Below are 21,103 nucleotides of genomic sequence, written 5' to 3' on the forward strand. Positions count from 1 at the left end.
TTAGTCCATCACCATGAGCCCTGCAAGCACAGTCTCCTTCGTCATGCCGCGTACCCAGCTCCTACTGGGCGGGCAAAAAAGCGGCAAATCCCGTCGTGCAGAGCTGCTGGCGCGCCAGTGGCTGCAGGCGGATGCCGGGCATCAGGCTGTGCTGGTGGCAACAGGTCAGGCCTGGGACGCGGAAATGAGCGAGCGTATTGCGCGCCACCAACGCGACCGCGCCGAGCGCGTGCCCGGCATGCAGACCATTGAGGAGCCGCGCGAGCTGGCTCAGGTGCTGGCCCGGCACAGCAGCCCGCAGCGCCTGCTGGTGATTGATTGCCTGACCTTGTGGCTGACGAACTGGCTGATGCCGGTGCAGGCTGAAGATTTAGAGGGAAATCAGCCTCAATCCCATGACTGGCAAGCGCAGCTAGCTCTCTTTTTGAAAGCACTGGATGCCGCGTCCGGTCCGGTCATTTTGGTCGGCAACGAAATCGGTCTCGGTGTCATCCCCATGGGGCGCGAAGTGCGCGCCTTTGTCGATGCACTGGGCTTGCTCAATCAGCAGGCGGCAGTGCATTGCGAAAGCGTCACGCTGATGTGCGCCGGCTTGCCGCTGGCGTTGAAAGGGCCGCAGCCATGAGGGCCGCCGTAAAGCATCTTGCGGCTGCTGCGCTGCTTATTTGCGGCTTGGCTGGAGCTTTGTCGGTGGCAGCGCAGTCCGTGCAGATCACCGATGCACGTGGCGCACAGGTGCAATTGGCAAAACCGCCGCAGCGCATCGTCAGTCTGCTGCCTTCGCTGACCGAGAGCCTGTGCGCACTGGGCGGTTGTGAGCGTTTGGTGGGGGTGGATCGCTATTCCAACTGGCCCGCCCATGTGAAGACCTTGCCCGTGGTGGGTGGCGGGCTGGATCCGAATATCGAGGCTATCGTGGCGCTAAAGCCCGATCTGGTGCTGGTTTCCATGGCATCACGGGCCATTGCGCGCATGGAGGCGCTGGGCCTCAAGGTGGTGGCGCTGGAGCCGCGCACCCACGAGGAAGCGCGCACCGTGATGCAGAAAATAGGTCAGCTGCTCGCCTTGCCGCCCACACAGGGCGCAGATCGCGTCTGGGCAGGAATCGAAGCCGACTTGAACAAGGCCGCTGCCAGCGTGCCCGAAGCCATGCGCGGTCAGCGTGTGTACTTTGAAGCCAGTCGCGGTCCGTATGCCGCCGGTGAAAAATCCTTTATCGGCCAGACACTGACGCGGCTGCACCTGCGCAACGTGGTCGACGCCAGGCAAGGGCCGTTTCCGCGCCTGAACCCCGAATATGTGGTCAAGCTGGACCCGGACATTCTGATGGCCGGCGAGCGAGCCTGGAAAACCGGTGTACCGGAATACCCGGGCTGGGCCCAGATGCGGGCGGTGAAGCAGGGCGCGATCTGCGCCTTCACGCCCGAGCAATCCGACATTCTTGTGCGTCCAGGCCCACGCATGGCCGAGGGGGCGCAAATCATTGCCCAGTGTCTGCAGCGTCTGGCTGCGAGGCAGGGCAAGAGCCCATGAAGGTCTGCATCTCCAGTCATCATCGCAGGGGGCAGCGCGGGCTGGCCGCTGCCTGGCTGCTGCTGTGGCTGACGCTGGCTGCGGCTTTGCTGGCATTGCTGGGCGCGGGTATTGGCAGCACCGGGTTCGAGAGCGTGCTTCAGGCGCGGCATGACCCGCTGGCCTGGCAGATCGTGGTGGATATTCGCCTGCCGCGCACGGCGGCGGCCTTGCTGGCCGGAGGGTTGCTGGGCCTGGCCGGGGCGGTGGCGCAGGGCGTGTTTCGCAACCCGCTCGCCGATCCTTATCTGCTGGGCAGTGCCTCGGGGGCATCGCTGGGGGTGGCGCTGGCCATGGCCGCCCTGGGTGTCTCTCCATTCGCGCTGGTCGGCCTGGCCCGCTGGGGCGTGACGGGGGCGGCTTTTGCCGGTGCGGTGCTTGCCGTGGTGCTGACCCTGGTGCTGGCAAAGGGCGTGCAGAACACCATGCGTCTGCTGCTGGCCGGCGTGGTGGTGGGCGTGGTGCTCGGCGCCGCCGCATCGCTGGTGCTCTTGATGAACCCCGACATCATGCAGGCCATGCAGTCTTTCATGCTGGGCAGCACGGCGTTTGCGGGCTGGAATGCCTGCGCACTCATGATCTGGGTGCTGCTGCCTGCGCTGGTGCTGGCCTGCTGCCTGAGCCGCGTGCTCGACGGACTCGCGCTGGGCGAGGCCACGGCCCATAGCCTGGGTCTACCGCTGGCGCCGCTGCGTCTGCTGCTGATCGTGCTGTTGGCGCTGGCCACGGGTACGGCCGTGGCGCAAACCGGTCTGATCGCTTTTGTAGGCCTGGCTGCGCCCCATCTGGTGCGCTCCATGGTGCGCGCGCTGCACCGCTGGCTGCTGGTGCTCAGCAGCCTCATGGGGGCGGTGCTGCTGCTGGCGGCCGACTTGCTGGCGCGCTGGCTGATTGCCCCCCAGGAGCTGCCTGTGGGCGTGCTCACCGCCGTGCTCGGCGGCAGCTATCTGCTGTGGCTGATGCACCAACGCGGCGCCATGCCGTCAGGCGAGGGCGCATGAGCAGCAAGATCGAGACTGGTAGTGCCCTGGCGACCGAGGCCCTGAGCGTGCATCTGGGCGAGCGCGAGGTGCTGCGCCAGATCAGCCTACGCATTCCTGAGGGCCGTTGGACGGCCATAGTCGGCCCCAATGGTGCGGGTAAGTCCACGCTGTTGCGCGCCATGGCGGGCATGCGTGCGGCCAACCAGCGGCAAAGCGGCGCCGTGTTTTTGCAGGGCCGCAAGCTCGGGGACTGGAATGGCAGAGAGCGTGCCAAAGAGCTGGCCTGGCTGGGCCAGAATCAGCCTGTGGCGGCCGATATGGCCGTGTATGACCTGGTCATGCTGGGGCGCTTGCCACACCAGGGCTGGCTGGCACCGGCCTCGGGTGCCGACCGGCAGGCCGTGGAGCAGGCGCTGCGCCAGACCCATGCCTGGGACTGGCGCCAGCGCAGCATAGGCCAGCTATCGGGCGGTGAGCGCCAGCGCGTGCTACTGGCGCGGGCCCTGGCCGTGCAGGCCCGGACCCTGCTGATGGACGAGCCACTGGCCAATCTTGACCCGCCGCACCAGACCGACTGGATGCTCACGGCCCGCAGTCTGGTGCAGCAAGGCGTGACCCTGGTCAGCGTGCTGCACGAGTTGTCCTTCGCCCTGTTGGCTGACGAAATGGTCGTCATGCAGGCCGGCCGTATCACGCACCAGGGCGCTTGCGGCGATCCCGCCACCCATGCCGCGCTGGAGGCCGTGTTTGACCGGCGCATACAGGTGCGCGAACTCGATGGCCTGTGGCTGGCCCTGCCGCGCCTGAGCTGAGCTCGGTCGCAATTCTTGATTTTTTGCCCTTTAGCCCCTGATAGACAAGCGAGAGTAGCTATGAATATTGAAACTCCTCCCACCGAGAAGCCTTACGAAAAGCCCGAGGGCGAGCGCCGCGGCCTGATCATCGTCAACACCGGCAATGGCAAGGGCAAGAGTACGGCCGCCTTTGGTCTGGCCTTTCGCGCCACGGGACGGGGCAAGGCCGTCAAGGTCTATCAGTTCATGAAGGTGCCTACGGCCCGCTTTGGCGAGCACCGCCTGGCCGAGCAGGTCGGACTGCCCATCGAAGGGCTTGGCGATGGCTTTAGCTGGAAGAGCAAGGACCTCGATCACTCCGCCCAACTGGCGCGTGACGGCTGGGAAAAGGCCAAGGGCGATATTCTTTCGGGCCAGCTGTTCCTAGTGGTGCTCGACGAGATCACCTATCCGCTGATCTATGGCTGGCTGCCGTTGCAGGAGGTGTTGGACACGCTCAAGGCCCGTCCCAAGGATGTGCATGTCTGCCTCACAGGCCGACGCTGCCCGCAGGAGATCATCGACATCGCCGACACCGTGACCGAGATGACGCTGATCAAACATGCTTTCCAGGCGGGTATTCCCGCTCAAAGAGGTATCGAAGACTGATGGCTTTTGCCACGTCTGTGGCGCGACAATAGTTCCATGACCGAATCCAAGACCAGCTCCTTCGCAACGATAGCCGCAACGCCTTTCACCGAGGCCGAGCGCGCTGCCGTCTACCGCGCCATCTATGAGCGCCGCGACATGCGCCATTTTGCGGGCGGGAAGGTGGCCGACGAGGTCTTGCTGCGTCTGTTGCGCGCCGCGCATCACGCGCCCAGCGTGGGCTTTATGCAGCCCTGGCGCTTTATTCGCGTCAAGAGCCTGCAACTGCGCCAGCAGATCCACGGCCTGATCGAGGAAGAGCGCGTGCGCACCGCCCAGGCCTTGGGCGAGCGTGAAGAGGACTTCATGAAGCTCAAGGTCCAGGGCGTGCTCGATGCGGCCGAGGTGCTGGTCGTGGCCATGCCGCCGGGGCGCGAGGCCCATATCTTCGGCCGCCGCACCCTGCCCGAGATGGACATCGCCAGCAGCGCCTGTGCCATCCAGAACCTCTGGCTGGCCGCGCGTGCCGAAGGGTTAGGCATGGGCTGGGTCTCGATTTTCGATCCGCTAGCGCTGGCCAGATTGCTGCAGATGCCCGAAGGTGCCCACCCGCTGGGCGTGCTCTGCCTGGGCCCTGTCGATGCCTACTATGCCGAGCCCATGTTGCAGCAGGAAAAATGGGCCTGCCGGGCACCGCTGGAAGACATGCTGATGGACGATGTCTGGGACGATTCGCGTGTGGTGGCTGCGGCGACCAAGGGCAAGCAAGGCAGCGAACCACGTGCAGCGAAGAGCGAAACAGACACATGACGAGTTTTGGCTGGACTGAGCTGATCGGTCTTTCTCTCAGTCCGCTGGCATGGCTCTATCAGACATTCACCGCCAGTGATCTGGCGGCGCCCAACTGGGCTGCCAATGTGCAGGCTGGCTTGCTGGCCGTGCTGGTGGCCTTGCTGCTGGACCGGCTTTGGGGAGAGCCGCCGGTGTGGCTGCACCCGGTGGTGCTGATGGGCAAATTGCTGGGCTGGTCAGGGCAGTTGCTTGCGCCGCGCGTCGAGGTGCAGCACGACTATCTGCGTTTTTGTCTTGCCGCACTTGTCTGGTGTGCGCTGGCCGCTGTGTTCTTTATGGTTTATGGCCTGGCCCAGTTCATGCTGGGTTTTGCTCCCTGGTGGCTCTGGGGGCTGGTGATGGGGGTGCTGCTCAAGCCGTTGTTGTCCTGGCGCATGCTCCAGGACGAGGTGCTGGCTGTGGAGGCCGCGCTGCAGCAATCGCTGGCCGCAGGGCGGGAGCGCCTGAGCTGGCTGGTGAGCCGCGACACCGCGCAACTGGACGCGGCCACCGTGCGCGAAAGCGCCATCGAGACACTGGCCGAGAACCTCAGCGACTCCGTGATCGCTGCATTGTTCTGGTTTGCCGTGGCCGGCTTGCCCGGGGCGGCCGTCTATCGCCTTGCTAATACGGCCGATGCCATGTGGGGCTACCCTGGCTGGCGTGGCCAGGGCGACAGGCGCCGCCACTGGCAATGGGCGGGCAAATGGGCGGCCCGCGCCGACGATGTGCTGAACTTGATTCCGGCGCGCATCACCGCAATGTGGCTGGCGCTGCTGGCCGGCGGCCTGTCCTGGACCGGTTTGAGGCGCGATGCAGCCGTGACGCCATCGCCCAATGGCGGCTGGCCCATGGGGGCCATGGCGCAGGCACTGGGGGTTCGGCTTTCCAAGCCCGGTGTTTATCGACTCAACCCGCAGGGACGGGCGCCGCAGGCGGCTGATCTGAAGATGTCTGTAAAATTGGCATCAAAAGTGATCGTGGCGCATGTCCTGCTTGCGTTGGCCGCTATGATTTTGATTGTTCTGTGGAGAGGAAGGCTGCTTGCCAATGTTTGATGCGAATGCGGCAGCCATACATGGCGGTACCGATGCGCTGGGCGTTCCGGCGCATGATTTTTCGACCAATCGCAATGCCTGCGGGCCTTGTCCCATGGCCGTGAGAGCGCTGCAGGCCGCCCATGTCGCGCAATACCCCGATCCACAATACAGGGCATTGCGCGCGCAGCTGGCGGCCTTTCATGGCGTGGCGGTCGAGCGCATCCTGATTGGCGCCAGCAGCAGCGAGCTGATTCATCGCCTCACGCTGCACGCCGTGCGCAGCGGTGCCAAAAGCGTGCAGTTTCCCCAGCACCACTATGGCGACTATCTGCAGGCCGCGCGGGTCTGGCGGCTGGCGCTGTGCCGTCGCACAGAAGCTGCCGTGGCGCCAGTGCTCAGCTGGGCCTGCGAGCCTTCAAGCCCGCTGGGGGCAATGGAAGACATCTGGGACGCCTGGCAGCAGCCGCCGGCGCAGAAGGAATGGCGCGTGCTGGATTGCGCCTATCGCCCGTTATGGCTGGAGGGCGAGCCACCCGAGCGCGATCTCGACGATGTCTGGCAGCTGTGGACGCCCAACAAGGCCCTGGGCATGACGGGCGTGCGCGCTGCCTATGCTATTGCCCCCCTGCATGCCGCGGCCGCAGAGCTGCAGGCGCTGAACGCGCTGGCGGCATCCTGGGTGGTGGGCTCGCATGGTGTGGCCATGCTGCAGGCCTGGGTGACGGACGAGGTGCAGCAATGGCTGGGCCACAGCTTGATGACCTTGCGCCGCTGGAAGGCGCAGCAGTTGGCGTTGTGCGAGAGGCTGGGCTGGCAGGTCGTGCCCGGTCATCAGGCCAATTACTTTGTCGCAGGTCTGCCGCTGGCAGAGCTTGAAACGCATCTGGCCGGCTTGCGTGCCCAGGGAATCAAGCTGCGCGACTGCGCAAGCTTTGGTCTGGGCGGTCATGTGCGGCTGGGCGTGCTGCCGCCCGTGTCGCAAGCCGCGCTGGAGCAGGCCTGGAAAAGCATTCAATGACCCTGCCCATCAGACCTGATGGGCGCAAGGCGCTACTATTTCTCATGGACACTGAAACCCTGAAGCTGCGCTCGGTGCTGGTGGAGCGCTATGTCACGCCGCTGCGAGAAGGCGGCTCCATGCCGGCAATTGTCGAGACCGACGATCTGGGCACCTATGTGCTCAAGTTCCGGGGGGCTGGGCAGGGCGTGCGGGCGCTGATGGCCGAGATCATCTCGGGCGGCATGGCGCGTGCGCTGGGCCTGCCGGTGCCCGAAATCGTGCTGTTACATTTGAAAGGCGATCTGTCCCGCACCGAGTCCGACCCCGAGATCCAGGACCTGATTCGTGCCAGCAACGGGCTGAACGTGGGGCTGGACTATCTGCCGGGCTCCATCAACTTCGACCCGGCGGTGGACGTGGTGGACGACGACTTCGCCTCGCGCCTAGTGTGGTTCGACACCCTTGTCAGCAATGTGGACCGCACGGCGCGTAACACCAATATGCTGATGTACCAGAAGCAACCCTGGCTGATCGATCATGGCGCGAGCCTGACCTTTCACCATGCCTGGAACGGAATGGTTTCCGATCCGGCCAAGCCGTTTGCGCCCAGTGCCGAACATGTGCTGCTGCCGCAGGCCAGCCAGCTGGCACAGCTGGATGCGCAGCTGGCCGCCAAGCTGGGGCCTGAAGTGCTCAAGAGCATTCTGGACGAGGTGCCCGACTGCTTTCTGGAGCAGGCCGCTGCCGACAAAGAGGGCGATGTGCTCAAGAATGTGCAGGCTCATCGCGCGGCCTATGTGGATTATTTTGCGGCCCGGCTTGCCGAGCGTGGCCGCTGGTTGCAAGGAGTGATCGATGCTCGCGCATGAGGTCTACGACTACGCCATCGTGCGCGTGGTGCCGCGCGTGGAGCGTGAGGAATTTGTGAATGCGGGCGTGATCCTCTCTTGCCAGCGCACCGGCCATCTACAGGCCGCCGTGGCCCTTGATGAAAAGCGTCTGCTGGCGCTGGACCCGAATGTGGATCTGGAGGCCGTGCACCGTCATCTGGGCTCCATCGTGGCCATCTGCGAAGGCCGCGCCGATGGCGGGCCGATCGCGCAACTGCCCATGCGGGCGCGTTACCACTGGCTCACAGCCAAGCGCAGCAGCATCATCCAGACCTCGCCTTCGCATATGGGCATGTGCACCCATCCTGGCGAGGCGCTGAGCCGAATTCTGCAGCGCGTGGTGCTGCCCATACAGGCAGGGAGTTAAGACATGACAGCACGTTGCATCATGGTGCTGGGCACCAGCAGTGGCGCGGGCAAGAGCTGGGTGGCCACGGCGCTGTGCGCCTACTATCGAAGCCAGGGCCTGAAGGTCGCGCCTTTCAAGGCGCAGAACATGAGCAATAACGCGCGTGTCGTCGCCACGCCGCAGGGCCAGTGGGGCGAGATCGGTACGGCACAGTATCTACAGGCCCTGGCGGCGGGGACCGTGCCCGATGTGCGCATGAATCCGCTGCTGCTCAAGCCAGAGGCCGACACGCGCAGTCAGGTCGTGCTGTTCGGCCAGGTCAATGATGAACTGAGCGCCATGCCCTGGCGCGGGCGAAGCCTCAAGGTCTGGCCGCAGATCGCACAGGCACTGGACGAGTTGCGTGCCGAAAACGATGTGGTAGTGATCGAAGGCGCGGGCTCGCCGGCCGAGATCAATCTGCATGCCAGCGATGTGGTCAATATGCGCGTGGCCAAGCATTGCAACGCGCATTGTCTGCTGGTGTCCGATATCGACCGTGGCGGAGCCTTCGCCCATCTCTACGGCACCTGGGCATTGCTGCCCGAGGACGAGCAAAAGCTCATCAAGGGCTTTGTGCTCAACAAGTTTCGCGGCGATGCGGCTTTGCTGGCGCCGGCACCCCAGATGCTGGAAGACAAGACCGGCGTGCCCACCGTGGCCTGCATTCCCATGCAGTTCCAGCATGGTCTGCCCGAGGAGGACGGCGTGTTCGATGATCGCGGCAGCGCGGGGGCCGGGCAGGCCGTTCACACCACGATTGCCATCATCGCCTATCCGCGCATCAGCAATCTCGACGAGTTCCAGCCGCTGCTGCAAGTGCCCGGCCTGCGCGTGGTCTGGGCGCGTTCGCCCGCGCAACTCGCGGATGCGGACTGGGTCATTCTGCCGGGCAGCAAGGCCACGGCTGCAGACCTGGCCTGGATGCGTGCTCAAGGGCTGGATGCGGCCGTAGTCACCCATGCCGAACTCGGCAAGCGCGTGCTGGGCATTTGCGGCGGTCTGCAGATGCTGGGCGAGGCGCTGATCGATCTGCATGGCGTGGACGGCAATGCCGCAGGCCTGGGCCTGCTGCCGCTGGCGACGCTGTTTGCCCAGGACAAGACCGTGCAGCCGACGAGCTTGAAATTGCCAGAGCTGCAAGTCCCCTGGAGTGCCCTTAGCGGTGTGACGGCGCGAGGCTACGAGATCCACCACGGCCAGACCAGCTTGCGCGCCGACATGCAGGCGGCTGGCGCGCAGCCGGCGCGGGAGCTGCTGCCAGGCATGCTGTGGCAAGGAGGCAATAGCGCCGTGGTCGGCACCTATCTGCATGGCCTGTTTGAAAATGCCGAGGTGATTCACGCGCTGTTCGGCCACGATGCACCCAGCCTGGAGCAGGTGTTTGCTCGGCTGGCACAGGGCGTGGAGCAATGGTTTGAGCCCGGCGCGCTCTGAGCGCCTGCAGCAGCTGTAGGACTGATCCTTCGGGCTCATAGCCGCTGAACCGATAAGCCCAGCCTGAGAGTGCGTGCAAGCTGACCGAGCTATTCACTTTCTGGAATGGAGTTGCGTATGGCTTTTTTCAAGGTTCAGACTCTTCAACTTGCCTTGGGTGCGGCGGTCTTGTCACTGGCAGGCATGGCAGGCGCGCAGACGGATGCGGCCAAGCCGGCGGCTGAGGCAGCTGCGGTGGATGCGGCCAAGCCAGCCATGAAGAAGCACCACCACCGTCATCATCAAAAGGGCCAGCGACCCATGCGCGAGAGCAATTCGTCTTCGCGCGAGGCGATGGCTGCCAGTGCCGAAGCCAAGAAGGGTAAGCTCGATGACGGCCAAGGCCTCAGCCAGTACCAGCGCAATGCCTATGCACGCTGCGGCGTGTTCAAGACCGAAGTCGATCAGCAGGCTTGTATGGCGCGCGTCAAGGACGGAGCGGTCAGCGGCTCGGTCAAGGATGGCGGCATCCTGCGCGAAATCACGGTGGAGGAAGTCATTCGCTGATGCCTTTGCTGCGTCTCCAGTCAAGGCCCCCAGGGGCCTTTTTCATATCTGCCGCGGGCCATCGGTGAACTTGGTGCCTGGTCAGCAATGAAAGCGCGATACTTGCAGGATCGCAAACACGTGCCTTCTGCATCCCGGTGGTGGATGGCACCCAGGCCTGATCACCGGGAATGACTGCACGCATGAGTTCCGCTTCCTTTTCCGATTCCCTACCGTCCACCCTCTGGTCCTGCCCGCAGGTGCCGGACATCCATGATGCGGCACTGCAAGCCCGTGTTCAGCATCGCCTGGACTTCAAGACCAAGCCCCAGGGATCGCTGGGCGTGCTGGAGCAACTGGCCTTGCGCATTGCGGGCATCGTGGGCGGCGAGAACCCCAGTCTGTATGCGCCGCAGATGGTGGTGTTCGCGGCGGACCACGGGCTGGCCGCCCAGGGTGTGTCGGCCTATCCCGTCGATGTGACCTGGCAGATGGTGGAGAACTTTCTCTCCGGCGGGGCCGCCGTGAGCGTGCTGTCGCAGCAGAACGGGATTGATCTGAATGTGGTGGACTGCGGCGTGGCCCGCGACTTTGAGGTGCGCGAGCAGGATCCTGCGCACAAGCTGCCCAAGGCCCATGAGCCTCGCCTGTGGCGGCGCAAGGTGGCCTATGGCACGGCAGACTGCAGCCAGGGCCCGGCCATGAGCGAGGCCCAATGTGCGATGGCGCTGCGCAATGGGGGAGAACTGGTCAAGAAGCTGCCGGGTAATGCACTGTTGCTGGGCGAGATGGGCATAGGCAATACATCCAGCGCTTCATTGCTGCTGGCGCGTCTGTGTGCGGAACCGATAGAGGAAGTGACTGGAGTGGGTACGGGCCTGAGTAGCGAAGGCCTGGCGCGCAAGATCGCCGTGCTTCGGCAGGTGTTGGATCTCCATGCCGACGTGCAAGATCCACTGGCCGTGCTGGCAGCCATGGGCGGGCTGGAGATAGCCACCATGACTGGAGCCGTGCTGCAGGCCGCTGCCGAGCGTCGCCTGATCGTGGTGGACGGTTTCATTACCACGGCCGCCGTGCTGGTGGCCAGCCGTCTGCAGCCCCATGTGCTGCAGCGCTGCGTGTATGCGCATCGCTCGGGCGAGCCTGGACATGCCCGCCTGCTGGCTCATCTGCAGGCCCAGCCCATGCTGGACTGGCAACTGCGCCTGGGTGAGGGCTCGGGCGCGGCCCTGGTCTGGCCGCTGCTGCGCTCGGCCTGCACCATGCTCAACGAGATGGCCAGCTTTGAATCGGCCGGCGTCAGCACCAAGAGCTGAGGAACTTGCAAAAAATATAGCTTCAAGAGCTTGATGGGTATGCGTTTGAGACGCTTTTAGATCTTTTTTCCTGATGTCGGTGCCGGAGTTTTGGGCGTGAAATCGCAGTACTGCGAGACCACGCATTCCCAGCAGCGCGGCTTGCGCGCCTGGCAGACATAGCGGCCCAGCAGGATCAGCCAGTGGTGGGAGTCCACCGCGTATTCCTCGGGTACGCGCTTGAGCAGTTGCTTCTCGACTTCCAGCGGATTCTTGCCTGGTGCCAGCCCCGTGCGGTTGCTGACGCGGAAGATGTGCGTGTCAACGGCCATGGTGGGCTGGCCGAAAGCCACGTTGAGCACCACATTGGCGGTCTTGCGGCCCACACCGGGAAGGGCTTCCAGCTCTTCGCGGGTTCTGGGTACTGTGCCTCCATGCAGCTGAACCAGCATGCGGCAGGTCTCCATCAGGTGCTTTGCCTTGCTGCGGTACAGGCCTATGGTCTTGATATAGCTCTCCAGCCCATCAAGCCCCAGATCCAGAATAGCCTGCGGAGTGTTGGCAACAGGAAAAAGCCTGCGCGTGGCCTTGTTCACCCCTACGTCGGTGGCCTGGGCAGACAGTAGTACGGCGGTCAGCAACTCGAACACCGTGGTGTATTCCAGCTCGGTTTGTGGCGTGGGGTTGGCGGCCTTGAGCGCTGCAAAAAACGGCGCTATATCGTTTTTCTTCATGGGCGATATTGTGGCTTGTCGTTCAGGGGGAGGAATAAAGAAAAAGCCGCTGCGATATACAGCGGCTCGGCGGGTGGCGCTGCGGCGAGTCAGGGGTCCAGGTTGTAGCTCAACACAAGGCTGTAGCGCAGCTCCCGATCAGGATTGTTGACGGAGCGATCGCCCAGCGGTTTGCTCATGGCCAGGTCCAGTGCGTAGTGGCGGCTGTCGGACAGGCGCAGCCCCAGGCTGGCAGAGCGCAGCGTATTGCCTTTGACACCGCTGGTCTGCTGATGCGTGCGTGCCCACTCATAGAGCAGATAGGGTTCGGCCGACTTAATCCAGGCCTGGTTGATGAGGAACTGGTAGTTGAGCTCGGCACTGGCGCCTACGCCGGAATCGCCAGAGAACTCGCCAGCCTGATAGCCGCGGCCGTAGCGGGTGGAGCCAAAGGAGATTTTCTCCGGGACGGGAAGAATGTCGGCACTGTATTGCCCGCCCACGGCAAAAGCGGCGCCCATCTTGTTGGCGAAGCGATGGCGCTGTGCATAGTCTGCGGTGATGCGTGTGAAGTCCAGCTTGGCCGAGTTTTCAAACTTTTGCAGCAAGCCCTGGCGATAGTAGAGGTCCAGATTCTTGTAGGCACCCAGGCTGTCCAGGCCGTGGGCCAGCAAGACCGAAGCCGAGCGTGTGGTGTTCTTGCCAAAGGACGCCCAGGCCATTTGCGCATAGAGCGTGCGAACCTTTTCCTCGCGCAGCAGGGAGGCCTGGCTATCGGCCAGTTCACGGCTGTAATTGATGGCATACAGACCCGCCGTGGTGCTGAGCTGTGTGGTGTTGCTCAAGATCCATGGGTGGCTGATATTGAAGTCCAGCTTGCGCTGCTGTGTCAGGTCATCAATGCCGGGAACGCGCGTTGCCGGCGGGTTGAAGCTGCGGTAGTCGGAATAGCTGACACGTGCCTGCGTGCCCTCGGGTGTCAGCTGCTGAGTGAAGCCGATGCTGCCGAAACGCTCCTTGTCGGGGTTCTGCAACATCGCCGAAGCCTGAAGCTGGCTGCCTGCCCACAAGGGGTCATTCAGGGTGAGAGAGGCAATGATGCGCGGCGTGGGCTTGCGCGCCTCGCCCCCGACGGTGACGGCAATGGGCTTGTGCTTGGATTTGATGACCAGGGGCACCGCACCATCGGTGGTGGTCGGCAGATTGGCCGACGCCGTGATCTGCACTCCGGGAAGGCGTGCCATCAACTGGGTCTGGTGCTGAAAGGTCTTGGTGGTCAAGGGCCTCTCATTGAGCAGCGGCTGGGCAATTTCGCGTATCTGGTCCTCGGAGCGGCCGAAATTTCCCTCGAGATTCAAGCTCTGCACATAGCCCTCGACCACGATGACCTGCACCGCGCCATTGGCAAAGTCTTGCGGCGGCAGGTAGGCAAAAGACAGGGCGTAACCATGGCGTTGATACAGTTCGCTGACCTTCTGGGTCGCGGCGTTGAGCTCGCCCACCGTATGCGTGCCGTTGATAAAGGGCGTGAAAAGCGCGCTGACCTCTTCGAAAGGAATCGCCGTGCTTCCCTGCACGTTGACACCACGTACTGCGACCCGGAGGTTGATGAGATCCTGGGCACTTGGCTGAGGCTTGTCTATCTGCACCGATACCTGTTTGGGCTGCTGCAGATTCCTTGCAGATTCGGGGGTCTGGGGCAGACTGTTGAGCGGGTTGCCTGCCTGCTGTGACCAGGCCAGCGGAGCCCAGGCCGCAAGTACCAACGCCTGAATCCTGGAGCCGATGCGGCCCTGTGGTTTTGCTTTTGACTGCAAAAGTCCCTCCTGTTCTATTTTTATGACTCTCATTGTTCCCTACATCCCCAGAACTGGGTATGGGGCTGTCGTAAAAAAGCCCGCCTGAAGGCGGGCCAGGCTCAAGCGGTGCACAGGCCACCGCCGTTTCCCTTATTTGCTGGTGGCTACCGCTCCACCGCCCAGGCCGAGCGCCAGATTGCCGCCCAGTAGTCCACCCAGCAAGCCACCCGAGGCGCTTGCGCCACCTGCGGCCCCTGCGCCCGCAGTCACATTGGTCACGCCGCCAAGTACACCGCCGACGAGGCCTGATACTGCGCCAACGGTGTTGCCGACCAGGCCCGTCACCGCAGTGCCAGCACTGCCGGTGCCTCCTGCTGGAGCGCCTGCCGATCCTGTGACACCACCGACAAGCCCGGTGACGCCGCCCAGCACGCCGCCGACAATATTGCCTGCTCCTGCGACAGGGCCACCGGCATTACCGCCACCGCTTGCTCCACCGGTCACGCCTCCAACCAGACCCGTGACGCTGCCCAGCACGCCGCCGACAATATTGCCTGCTCCACCAGCGGAGCCGCCTGCGCCGCCCGTGACATTGCCAAGTACGCCACCTAGCAGGCCGCCGCTAGGTGTGCCGGGACCAGTCACCACACCACCCAGGCCTGCCACGGTCTGGCCGACACCCGAGACCACGCCGCCCAGCGGCGCAACAACGGGAACCCCGGTGCTGGTGACGGAAGCCCCCACATGATTGACGACACCGCCCACGGTCCCTAGCAAGCTGTTAACCGGCTGGCCCAGGCCCGTGGTCTGAACCAGATTCTGGGTGGTACCGAGCACGGTGCTCAATACCGGTGTGGCGACCTGGCTGACCTGAGTCGTAAGACCCGAGACCAGTGGGTTGCCGGTCAGCTTTGCCACCGTGCCTTCGACACCGGAAACGGTGGCGCCAAGGATTTGTACCGTGCCGCCCGCCAGGCCCGCCACATCGCCGACCACGCCAAGCTGAGGTTTGTCCAGAGCGCTGACCGTCTTGCCCGCAGAACTGACCGCTGCTCCCAGATAGCCCACAGCGGGAGCCACGCCTTGCAAGGTAGTGCCGATGGGGTCGGCCGTCTTGCCGATCTGGCCCAGACCCGCACTGACGCCGCTACCCACGCTGTTGACGGCATTGTTCACATTGCCAAGAATGCCGCTGGCCGGCTGGGCCACGCCGCTCAGAGGCGTGCCGTTGGTAGCCGTGCCCAGAGTGGAGGTCACGATGTTGTTGACATCGCTGATGACGCCACTTGTTCCGGAAAGCGTTCCTGTGACATCCGCCACGGTGTCGCGCACCGGCGTGAGAGGAGTGTTTGCCACAGGCGGATTGCCCGTGCCGCCATCACCGCCGCCGGTGTTACCGCCTCCAGTGCCACCACCAGTTCCACCTCCCGTGCCACCACCAGTTCCACCTCCCGTGCCACCTCCCGTGCCACCTCCCGTGCCACCTCCCGTGCCACCGCCGGCAACAACATCTCCGCCCCCGGTGCCGTCGGGTCCGAGGTCGCTGCGCAGAGAGCCGCTCGAGCCACAGGCAGCCAGACTGGCAACCAAGGCTACGGCACACAGGCTGCGCAGGCTCAACGGGGTCTTGCCGTCAATGGCAACAGACAGTGCCTTGCCGGTAAAAGTAGTAGTACGCATAAATCCTCCATCCCAAAAACAAGTGAAAAAATCCGTCGAATACGCGGTCCGTTGATCGGTATGCGTATGTTCTTGTCAGAGGCTTGGCGCTGTCCAATTCAAAGTTTGAGACACGAAGTTATGCGCAATTAACAATTGCTATCAACTTTTGTATTTTGGTAGGAGTTTGATTACTTGCCGCATGGAATAGCGCCTACATAAAAGCCATTTCCTGCCTCTGGGGCGATTCGCGCGCCACAATGGGCATCTGCCGCTCAAGCAGCGACGAGATTCCGTAGCGCTTTAACCAAGAAAACGTATGCAATTTGCCAAACGACTCGAAAACGTAGAAACCTCTGCGATCCGCGAACTCTTCAAGCTGCTGGGCAAGCCAGGCATCATCAGCTTTGCGGGCGGCTTTCCGGACAGCGCCATGTTTGACGTAACCGGCATCAGCGCTGCCTCCGCGGCAGCCCTGCAGCAGGAGGCTGGAGCAGCATTGCAGTACGGTGCGACAGAGGGCTACCAGCCGCTGCGCGAGCAACTGTCGTCTTTTATGGCCGGCAAGGGCGTGCCCGATGTGGCGCCCGATCAACTCATCGTCACCACTGGCAGCCAGCAGGCACTGGACCTGCTGGGCAAGACCATGGTGGGCGAGGGGGACAAGGTCATCGTCGAAGGCCCGACTTTCCTGGCCACGATTCAGTGTTTCCGCCTCTATGGCGCAGAGGTGATCTCCGCCCCTGTGGATGAGCATGGCGTGAGGACCGACGAACTGGAAAAGCTGATTGCCGAGCACAAGCCCAAGCTGGTATATCTGATCCCGACCTTCGGCAACCCCAGTGGTGCCATGCTGAGTCTGGAGCGCCGCAAAAAGGTGCTGGAGCTGGCTGTCAAGTACCAGACTCTGGTGGTGGAGGACGACCCCTACGGCGATCTGTACTTCAATGAAGCGCCTCCTGCCAGCCTGCTGTCGCTGACGCGCGAAGTTCCCGGCAGCCGCGAGTGGCTGGCTCACTGCGGCTCCCTGTCCAAGGTGCTCAGCCCCGGTCTGCGTATCGGCTGGCTGATTGCACATCCCGAATTGCTTGCTCGCGCCGTGATGTGCAAGCAGTTCAGCGATGCCCATACCAGCACCTTTGCCCAGGCCACTGCAGCCCAGTATCTGAAGTCCGGCGCCATGCCCAAGACCCTGGCCCATGTGCGCGAGGTCTATGCCAAGCGCGCCGAGACCATGGGCGATGCGCTGCGCGAGCAACTGGGCGATGCTGTCGAGTTTGTACAGCCTGCCGGCGGCCTGTTCATGTGGGTGCGCCTGACGGGTGCGCGTGGTCAATTGGCCGATGCGGCTGTGCTGGCCAAGAAGGCCATTGAAGAGGGCGTGGCCTTTGTGCCGGGCGCTCCGTTCTATGCACAGAACCCTGATACGGCGACCTTCCGCCTCTCGTTTGCCACGGCTGATGAGGACAGGATTCGCGCAGGCATTGCTCGTCTTGCCAAGGCGCTGAAGGCATGAGCGACAGTCACGACGCGCTGCAAGAGCGAATCATGGAGTTGGAGATCAAGGCCAGCTACACCGAGGATTTGCTCGAGCAACTCAATATGACGATCTACCGCCAGCAGCAGCAGATCGATCTGTTGATCAACGAGGTGAGGGAACTCAAGCGCCAGGCGCCAGAAGGCGGGGGTGCGGCGGTGCGCAATCTGCGCGACGAATTGCCGCCGCATTACTGACTGCGGCTGCGCCTGGAATTTCCGCTTGAGCTGCGGCAGATTCAAGATGCCTGCGGAGGCTCGAGCCGCAGGTATCTCCGCTGCGGTTGCCTTCTCTGTTGGCGCAAAGCGGGCTTTGCCCGCATGAGATCGTGGGCGGCGCATCGCAGAGTGCCTATTTCTAAGTTTGAGGGAGGCCGGCGGCTCGAGCCAGCGATTGCCGGCCCGGCAAGGGCGGCACAGTCCTATTTCAGCGCCGCAAGCTTTTTTCAGAGAGCCTGGTTTTTTGCGCTGGTAGGCGCGTGGCGGCAGGCCGCACCAGCGCTTGAAGGCGCGGGCAAAGACGCGCTCCGATTCGTAGCCGCAATTCTCGGCGACTTGTACCAGGGGCAGGCCCGATTCCAGCAGCTTGTCCAGTAAGGCTGAATGGGTTAGCCAAACGCTCGCCCCAAGCCTGGAATGCCAAGCTCGGTATAGCGGCAGGCATCGAACGTCCACACAACGCTGGCGATGACGATACCGCCTAGAACAGGGTGCAGGGGAGCGGAAGTCACGTGGCGCTGATTCCAGTCACAAGCAGGATGCTTCTATGCAGCGTTCAATGCTGGAATCTCTTTTGATTACGTGTGCACTCAACCTGCGCTGTAAAGCGTCTTTGCTGAAACTCCACAAAGGCTGCAGGAGGCCGTTTCCTTCCTGTGAACTGTTGAATGTGTCAGTGAAATGGCTTCACTATTGCGTTGTCATGAAATCGCCATATAGCGTGCGTAACATTTACTCACAATGATTCCTATGGCGATGCTGCATGCCTGAAATCCCCGAGTATCTGAGCGACTTCCGGCCACGCTTTCGCCCACCGAGTGCTGCCGACCTCTGCACTGAGGTCCCGTGCATGACGACTGATGACACGAATGAGAAAGTCATGGAGGTTTTCAGCCGCTACCGTGACCTTGTCAGCCTTCCCGTTGTTGAAGGCAAACAGCCCATCGGGCTCATCAACCGCAACATCTTCCTGTCGCAGATGAGCAAGCAGTTCCGCATGGAACTTTATGGTCGCAAGAGCTGTATCGCGTTCATGGACAAAGAGCCGCTGATCGTGGATGCAGCTTTGGACATCGAGGCGCTGACTTTCAAAACCGTGGAGTACGGCGAAAAAGCGCTGTCTGACGGCTTCATCATTACCCGAGATGGTGTGTTTGTCGGAACGGGCAATGGGCTGCAGCTCATGCGGGTGGTGGCGGATATGCAGGCTTCGCGCAATCGCCAGATCATGCACAGCATCGAATATGCCAGCGTGATTCAGCAGTCGACACTTCGCAGCTCCCTGGATGCGCTCGCAAGAGCCTGTCCCGACGCACATCTGGTGTGGGAGCCACGTGACATTGTCGGTGGCGATTTCTACCAGTTCAGCACCGACACCGATGGCTGGTTTGCGACCGTGGCTGATTGCACGGGGCATGGCGTGCCAGGTGCTTTCATGACCTTGATTGCGTCGACCAGCCTCAACCAGGCGATAGGGCAGAACGGGTCCCGCGATCCGGCCAGTCTGCTGGGTCATGTCAATCGCGGCATCAAGCAGATGCTGGGTCAAGTCGACGGTCAGGACGCAACACCGGGCTCGGACGACGGCATGGATGCGGCCTGCTTCTGGTTTGAGCCCGCAAGCGGGCGCTTGACCTTCGCGGGCGCACGGCTGTCCATGTTCCTGCTGCGCCCTGATGCGGACACTGTTGAGATGCTGGAGGGGCAGCGCAAGGGAGTCGGCTATGTCGACAGCGAGATCGATTTTGCCTGGCTCAACCAGGAGGTAAGCCTTCCTCGCGGTACGCTTGTCTTTGTGAGCACCGATGGACTGATTGACCAGATCGGCGGGCCACGCGGTATCGCTCTTGGCAAGCGCCGGGTGCGGGAATCACTGCTTGAGCATCGACAGAAATCTCCTTCAGAGATCAATATGGCCTTGCTCGAATCTCTGCGCGTCTGGCAAGGTGAACACCACCGCCGTGACGATCTGACTTTTTTCTGTTTTCGTACCTAGTCTCAAGGCCCATATATGCCTTCCCCCATGATTGCCGAGAAGTACGGATCCTTCTTCAATTTGGCGCGTCAGCACCAAGTCATTTTCTACTACGTCGGGTATTTCTCGCAGCACATCGTTGCGGCCATGGCCGATGCAGTGAAGTTGCAGCTTGAAGTTGCCGGGGTTGCCGCTCCAACCCGACGCAAGCTGTTTTCCTCGTTCGTGGAGATGGCGCAGAACATCATTCACTACTCAGCTGATTCGCTGACTCCATCCAGTCTGAACAACGGGGAGCTACGTCATGGCTCGGTCTGCATTCGTCGAGAGGAGGACGGCAGCTTTTTGCTGCTTTGCGCCAATCCTATTGAGCCACTGATGGCCGAAGCGCTGCGGGTGAAACTGAATGCACTGCGGAGCATGACGCTTGAAGAGATCAAGCAAGCCTATCGACAGACACTTCGCGAGGAGACGCCTGAGGGAAGCAAGGGTGCGGGCATGGGTTTCTTGACCGTTGCCCGGGATGCCAGGGAGCCGTTGGAGTTCGACTTCGACGCGGAGTCTGGCGACTCGCCTGTCTTCTACCTGAAGGCAGCCATATAGGCACGGCGAGACCGTCAACGAATAAAGAAAACTGATGGAAAACCTCTACATTGCCCCAACGCCCAGCTCTCCCGAGGTGGATTTCATTTTTGATGCGCATACCTTGAGCATGCGCGGCGAGTCCTATCCGGAAAATGCTGCAGCTTTCTACAGCGACATCATTTCTCGGCTCAAGGACTACCTGTCCGCACAGATAGAGACAAAGATCGAAGTGAATATTGCGCTGGCGTATTTCAACAGCTCCAGCACCAAAATGCTCTTCAATTTGATAGAGGCTTTGAGCAACTGCGCAGAGGCCGGTAATCACGTGGTGCTCAACTGGTATCACGATGAAGAAGACGACACGATTCTTGAGTTCGGGCAGGAGCTGAGCGAGGATTTTCCCGCTCTCGAGTTTGTCGCCCATCCAGTTGGAGCAACCTGAATGGACAGCCCTGGCACTTCAGCGGCGCCAGATCTGTTTGAAGCAGAGAACCAGGCGCTGTTGACTGCGCGAGCGGCACATACCGGCTGCGCCTGCACAGCGCCATCTCAATGCAGACAGGCTTTGGGTGACCTGCTTCTTGCATACGAAAGGCTGTTGCGAGAAACACGCCGACTGGTGCGCCGCAGCGATCGCGCGGAACTGGAGATGAATCAGTTGAATTCCCGGCTTCAGGACCTAGCGGCAGAGCTTGAACATCGGGCTACTCACGACACGCTGACTGGTGTCCTGAACCGGGCTGCCGTCATCGAACTGGTGAACCGGTATTTTGTACATGATGATCTTTCACTGATCGTGCTGGATATCGATCACTTCAAAAGAATCAACGACAGTTTTGGTCATCCGACGGGTGACAAGGTCATCCTCGGCGTTGTTGCCTGTCTTCAGGCCGTGGTGCCTTCCTCAGCGCAGATCGGCCGGGTCGGCGGTGAGGAGTTCACTGTTGTGCTACCTCGTCAGAGTGCGGACGTTTCCGAAAGACTTGCGCAGGATCTCAGGCGCGCGATTGAAATCTGCGATTTCGATCTGCCCGATGGAAGTGCTGTCACTGCCAGCTTTGGCGTGAGTTGGGCGCCTCCGGGCGGCGATTTCGACAGCGCGTATGGCTTCGCTGACGAAGCGCTTTATGTCGCAAAGCGTGGCGGACGCAACCAGGTCTGCCTCTCGTCGTGTTTTTTGCAGTCTCTCGAGCATGAGACCTGAGCTAGCTCCAAGGGGGGATCAGTCGCGCCTG

23 protein-coding genes and 1 pseudogene are annotated in these 21,103 nt (G+C 62.3%); 19 read left to right on the top strand and 5 right to left on the bottom strand.

Annotation, left to right across the window (positions count from 1 at the left end; all coding sequences use genetic code 11):
• The first annotated feature begins 43 nt into the window (after positions 1 to 43).
• The 13 genes from P353_RS12125 to cobT all read left to right on the top strand — a co-directional run bounded on the left by P353_RS12125 (position 44) and on the right by cobT (position 11,403).
• Positions 44 to 625: a bifunctional adenosylcobinamide kinase/adenosylcobinamide-phosphate guanylyltransferase gene (locus P353_RS12125; protein ID WP_034369523.1), complete on the top strand. Its 582-nt coding sequence runs from the start codon at positions 44 to 46 to the stop codon at positions 623 to 625.
• A complete protein-coding gene (locus tag P353_RS12130; protein ID WP_034369525.1) occupies positions 622 to 1,533 on the top strand; it encodes an ABC transporter substrate-binding protein in 912 nt (303 codons plus the stop codon). The genes P353_RS12125 and P353_RS12130 overlap by 4 nt, the downstream gene beginning before the upstream one ends.
• A complete protein-coding gene (locus P353_RS12135; protein WP_198529061.1) occupies positions 1,530 to 2,573 on the top strand; it encodes a FecCD family ABC transporter permease in 1,044 nt (347 codons plus the stop codon). The genes P353_RS12130 and P353_RS12135 overlap by 4 nt, the downstream gene beginning before the upstream one ends.
• Positions 2,570 to 3,367, top strand: coding sequence for an ABC transporter ATP-binding protein (locus P353_RS12140; RefSeq protein WP_034369527.1), 798 nt, complete (start codon positions 2,570 to 2,572; stop codon positions 3,365 to 3,367). The genes P353_RS12135 and P353_RS12140 overlap by 4 nt, the downstream gene beginning before the upstream one ends.
• 60 nt (positions 3,368 to 3,427) lie before the next feature.
• Complete coding sequence (cobO, locus tag P353_RS12145) at positions 3,428 to 3,997, top strand: cob(I)yrinic acid a,c-diamide adenosyltransferase (RefSeq protein WP_034369530.1); 570 nt, start codon at positions 3,428 to 3,430, stop codon at positions 3,995 to 3,997.
• Between the two features lie 36 nt (positions 3,998 to 4,033).
• On the top strand, positions 4,034 to 4,786 hold the full coding sequence (gene bluB / locus P353_RS12150) for a 5,6-dimethylbenzimidazole synthase (protein ID WP_034369532.1): 753 nt from the start codon (positions 4,034 to 4,036) through the stop codon (positions 4,784 to 4,786).
• Positions 4,783 to 5,865 carry an adenosylcobinamide-phosphate synthase CbiB gene (gene cbiB, locus P353_RS12155; RefSeq protein WP_034369534.1) on the top strand — a complete coding sequence of 361 codons (1,083 nt, stop codon included), beginning with the start codon at positions 4,783 to 4,785 and terminating at the stop codon, positions 5,863 to 5,865. Before bluB ends, cbiB begins: the two co-directional genes overlap by 4 nt.
• Positions 5,858 to 6,865 carry an aminotransferase class I/II-fold pyridoxal phosphate-dependent enzyme gene (locus tag P353_RS12160; RefSeq protein ID WP_034369536.1) on the top strand — a complete coding sequence of 336 codons (1,008 nt, stop codon included), beginning with the start codon at positions 5,858 to 5,860 and terminating at the stop codon, positions 6,863 to 6,865. The genes cbiB and P353_RS12160 overlap by 8 nt, the downstream gene beginning before the upstream one ends.
• A gap of 65 nt (positions 6,866 to 6,930) precedes the next feature.
• Positions 6,931 to 7,716: a HipA family kinase gene (locus P353_RS12165; RefSeq protein ID WP_034369972.1), complete on the top strand. Its 786-nt coding sequence runs from the start codon at positions 6,931 to 6,933 to the stop codon at positions 7,714 to 7,716.
• Complete coding sequence (locus P353_RS12170) at positions 7,703 to 8,104, top strand: DUF3037 domain-containing protein (protein ID WP_034369538.1); 402 nt, start codon at positions 7,703 to 7,705, stop codon at positions 8,102 to 8,104. Before P353_RS12165 ends, P353_RS12170 begins: the two co-directional genes overlap by 14 nt.
• Positions 8,105 to 8,107: 3 nt before the next feature.
• Positions 8,108 to 9,562, top strand: a complete 1,455-nt coding sequence (locus P353_RS12175) for a cobyric acid synthase (RefSeq protein WP_034369541.1) — start codon at positions 8,108 to 8,110, stop codon at positions 9,560 to 9,562.
• A gap of 117 nt (positions 9,563 to 9,679) precedes the next feature.
• On the top strand, positions 9,680 to 10,108 hold the full coding sequence (locus P353_RS12180) for a hypothetical protein (protein ID WP_034369975.1): 429 nt from the start codon (positions 9,680 to 9,682) through the stop codon (positions 10,106 to 10,108).
• Between the two features lie 182 nt (positions 10,109 to 10,290).
• Positions 10,291 to 11,403 carry a nicotinate-nucleotide--dimethylbenzimidazole phosphoribosyltransferase gene (gene cobT / locus P353_RS12185; RefSeq protein ID WP_034369977.1) on the top strand — a complete coding sequence of 371 codons (1,113 nt, stop codon included), beginning with the start codon at positions 10,291 to 10,293 and terminating at the stop codon, positions 11,401 to 11,403.
• A 56-nt stretch (positions 11,404 to 11,459) separates the two neighbouring features.
• Here cobT and nth read toward each other — a convergent pair whose 3' ends face one another.
• From nth to P353_RS12200, 3 genes are all read right to left on the bottom strand, one after another.
• On the bottom strand, positions 11,460 to 12,116 hold the full coding sequence (gene nth / locus P353_RS12190; RefSeq protein ID WP_034369544.1) for an endonuclease III: 657 nt from the start codon (positions 12,114 to 12,116) through the stop codon (positions 11,460 to 11,462).
• Between the two features lie 89 nt (positions 12,117 to 12,205).
• A complete protein-coding gene (locus P353_RS12195; RefSeq protein WP_198529063.1) occupies positions 12,206 to 13,912 on the bottom strand; it encodes a ShlB/FhaC/HecB family hemolysin secretion/activation protein in 1,707 nt (568 codons plus the stop codon).
• A 132-nt stretch (positions 13,913 to 14,044) separates the two neighbouring features.
• A complete protein-coding gene (locus P353_RS12200) occupies positions 14,045 to 15,574 on the bottom strand; it encodes a collagen-like triple helix repeat-containing protein (RefSeq protein ID WP_034369549.1) in 1,530 nt (509 codons plus the stop codon).
• Between the two features lie 298 nt (positions 15,575 to 15,872).
• On the opposite strand from P353_RS12200, the gene P353_RS12205 reads away from it, so the two are divergent.
• Together P353_RS12205 and P353_RS12210 are read left to right on the top strand one after the other, a co-directional pair.
• Positions 15,873 to 17,069 carry a PLP-dependent aminotransferase family protein gene (locus tag P353_RS12205; protein WP_034369550.1) on the top strand — a complete coding sequence of 399 codons (1,197 nt, stop codon included), beginning with the start codon at positions 15,873 to 15,875 and terminating at the stop codon, positions 17,067 to 17,069.
• Positions 17,066 to 17,287 (top strand): SlyX family protein, encoded by a 222-nt coding sequence (locus P353_RS12210; RefSeq protein ID WP_034369552.1) that lies wholly within the window; start codon positions 17,066 to 17,068, stop codon positions 17,285 to 17,287. Before P353_RS12205 ends, P353_RS12210 begins: the two co-directional genes overlap by 4 nt.
• Before the next feature lie 279 nt (positions 17,288 to 17,566).
• On the opposite strand, the pseudogene P353_RS29915 reads toward P353_RS12210, so the two are convergent.
• A pseudogene (locus tag P353_RS29915) lies at positions 17,567 to 17,749 on the bottom strand (helix-turn-helix domain-containing protein); the annotation flags it as partial.
• Positions 17,698 to 17,820, bottom strand: coding sequence for a hypothetical protein (locus P353_RS30175; protein WP_269058804.1), 123 nt, complete (start codon positions 17,818 to 17,820; stop codon positions 17,698 to 17,700). The gene P353_RS30175 and the pseudogene P353_RS29915, both read right to left, overlap by 52 nt.
• Before the next feature lie 251 nt (positions 17,821 to 18,071).
• Here P353_RS30175 and P353_RS12220 point away from each other — a divergent pair, with 251 nt between their 5' ends.
• Genes P353_RS12220 through P353_RS12235 form a run of 4 tightly spaced genes read left to right on the top strand, consistent with a single transcriptional unit; the run spans position 18,072 to position 21,072 of the window.
• A complete protein-coding gene (locus P353_RS12220; protein WP_034369556.1) occupies positions 18,072 to 19,304 on the top strand; it encodes a SpoIIE family protein phosphatase in 1,233 nt (410 codons plus the stop codon).
• A gap of 15 nt (positions 19,305 to 19,319) precedes the next feature.
• A complete protein-coding gene (locus P353_RS12225) occupies positions 19,320 to 19,886 on the top strand; it encodes a SiaB family protein kinase (protein WP_003056041.1) in 567 nt (188 codons plus the stop codon).
• Positions 19,887 to 19,920: 34 nt separating this feature from the next.
• Complete coding sequence (locus P353_RS12230; protein WP_034369559.1) at positions 19,921 to 20,310, top strand: DUF1987 domain-containing protein; 390 nt, start codon at positions 19,921 to 19,923, stop codon at positions 20,308 to 20,310.
• Positions 20,311 to 21,072 (top strand): GGDEF domain-containing protein, encoded by a 762-nt coding sequence (locus P353_RS12235; RefSeq protein WP_034369562.1) that lies wholly within the window; start codon positions 20,311 to 20,313, stop codon positions 21,070 to 21,072.
• Positions 21,073 to 21,103: the final 31 nt, after the last annotated feature.

The organism is Comamonas testosteroni (assembly GCF_000761245.1).
Lineage (GTDB): Bacteria > Pseudomonadota > Gammaproteobacteria > Burkholderiales > Burkholderiaceae_C > Comamonas > Comamonas testosteroni_C.

What these genes read in the sequence shown, in the direction of transcription:
- P353_RS12205 (WP_034369550.1), top strand. Translation starts at nt 15,873, where the DNA reads ATGCAATTTGCCAAACGACTCGAAAACGTAGAAACCTCTGCGATCCGC.
- P353_RS12160 (WP_034369536.1), top strand. Translation starts at nt 5,858, where the DNA reads ATGTTTGATGCGAATGCGGCAGCCATACATGGCGGTACCGATGCGCTG.
- cobO (WP_034369530.1), top strand. Translation starts at nt 3,428, where the DNA reads ATGAATATTGAAACTCCTCCCACCGAGAAGCCTTACGAAAAGCCCGAG.
- bluB (WP_034369532.1), top strand. Translation starts at nt 4,034, where the DNA reads ATGACCGAATCCAAGACCAGCTCCTTCGCAACGATAGCCGCAACGCCT.
- P353_RS12230 (WP_034369559.1), top strand. Translation starts at nt 19,921, where the DNA reads ATGGAAAACCTCTACATTGCCCCAACGCCCAGCTCTCCCGAGGTGGAT.
- P353_RS12220 (WP_034369556.1), top strand. Translation starts at nt 18,072, where the DNA reads ATGCCTGAAATCCCCGAGTATCTGAGCGACTTCCGGCCACGCTTTCGC.
- P353_RS12180 (WP_034369975.1), top strand. Translation starts at nt 9,680, where the DNA reads ATGGCTTTTTTCAAGGTTCAGACTCTTCAACTTGCCTTGGGTGCGGCG.
- P353_RS12135 (WP_198529061.1), top strand. Translation starts at nt 1,530, where the DNA reads ATGAAGGTCTGCATCTCCAGTCATCATCGCAGGGGGCAGCGCGGGCTG.
- P353_RS12235 (WP_034369562.1), top strand. Translation starts at nt 20,311, where the DNA reads ATGGACAGCCCTGGCACTTCAGCGGCGCCAGATCTGTTTGAAGCAGAG.
- nth (WP_034369544.1), bottom strand. Translation starts at nt 12,116, where the DNA reads ATGAAGAAAAACGATATAGCGCCGTTTTTTGCAGCGCTCAAGGCCGCC.
- P353_RS12170 (WP_034369538.1), top strand. Translation starts at nt 7,703, where the DNA reads ATGCTCGCGCATGAGGTCTACGACTACGCCATCGTGCGCGTGGTGCCG.
- P353_RS12140 (WP_034369527.1), top strand. Translation starts at nt 2,570, where the DNA reads ATGAGCAGCAAGATCGAGACTGGTAGTGCCCTGGCGACCGAGGCCCTG.
- cobT (WP_034369977.1), top strand. Translation starts at nt 10,291, where the DNA reads ATGAGTTCCGCTTCCTTTTCCGATTCCCTACCGTCCACCCTCTGGTCC.
- P353_RS12225 (WP_003056041.1), top strand. Translation starts at nt 19,320, where the DNA reads ATGCCTTCCCCCATGATTGCCGAGAAGTACGGATCCTTCTTCAATTTG.
- P353_RS12125 (WP_034369523.1), top strand. Translation starts at nt 44, where the DNA reads ATGCCGCGTACCCAGCTCCTACTGGGCGGGCAAAAAAGCGGCAAATCC.
- P353_RS12200 (WP_034369549.1), bottom strand. Translation starts at nt 15,574, where the DNA reads ATGCGTACTACTACTTTTACCGGCAAGGCACTGTCTGTTGCCATTGAC.
- P353_RS12130 (WP_034369525.1), top strand. Translation starts at nt 622, where the DNA reads ATGAGGGCCGCCGTAAAGCATCTTGCGGCTGCTGCGCTGCTTATTTGC.
- P353_RS12210 (WP_034369552.1), top strand. Translation starts at nt 17,066, where the DNA reads ATGAGCGACAGTCACGACGCGCTGCAAGAGCGAATCATGGAGTTGGAG.
- cbiB (WP_034369534.1), top strand. Translation starts at nt 4,783, where the DNA reads ATGACGAGTTTTGGCTGGACTGAGCTGATCGGTCTTTCTCTCAGTCCG.
- P353_RS12175 (WP_034369541.1), top strand. Translation starts at nt 8,108, where the DNA reads ATGACAGCACGTTGCATCATGGTGCTGGGCACCAGCAGTGGCGCGGGC.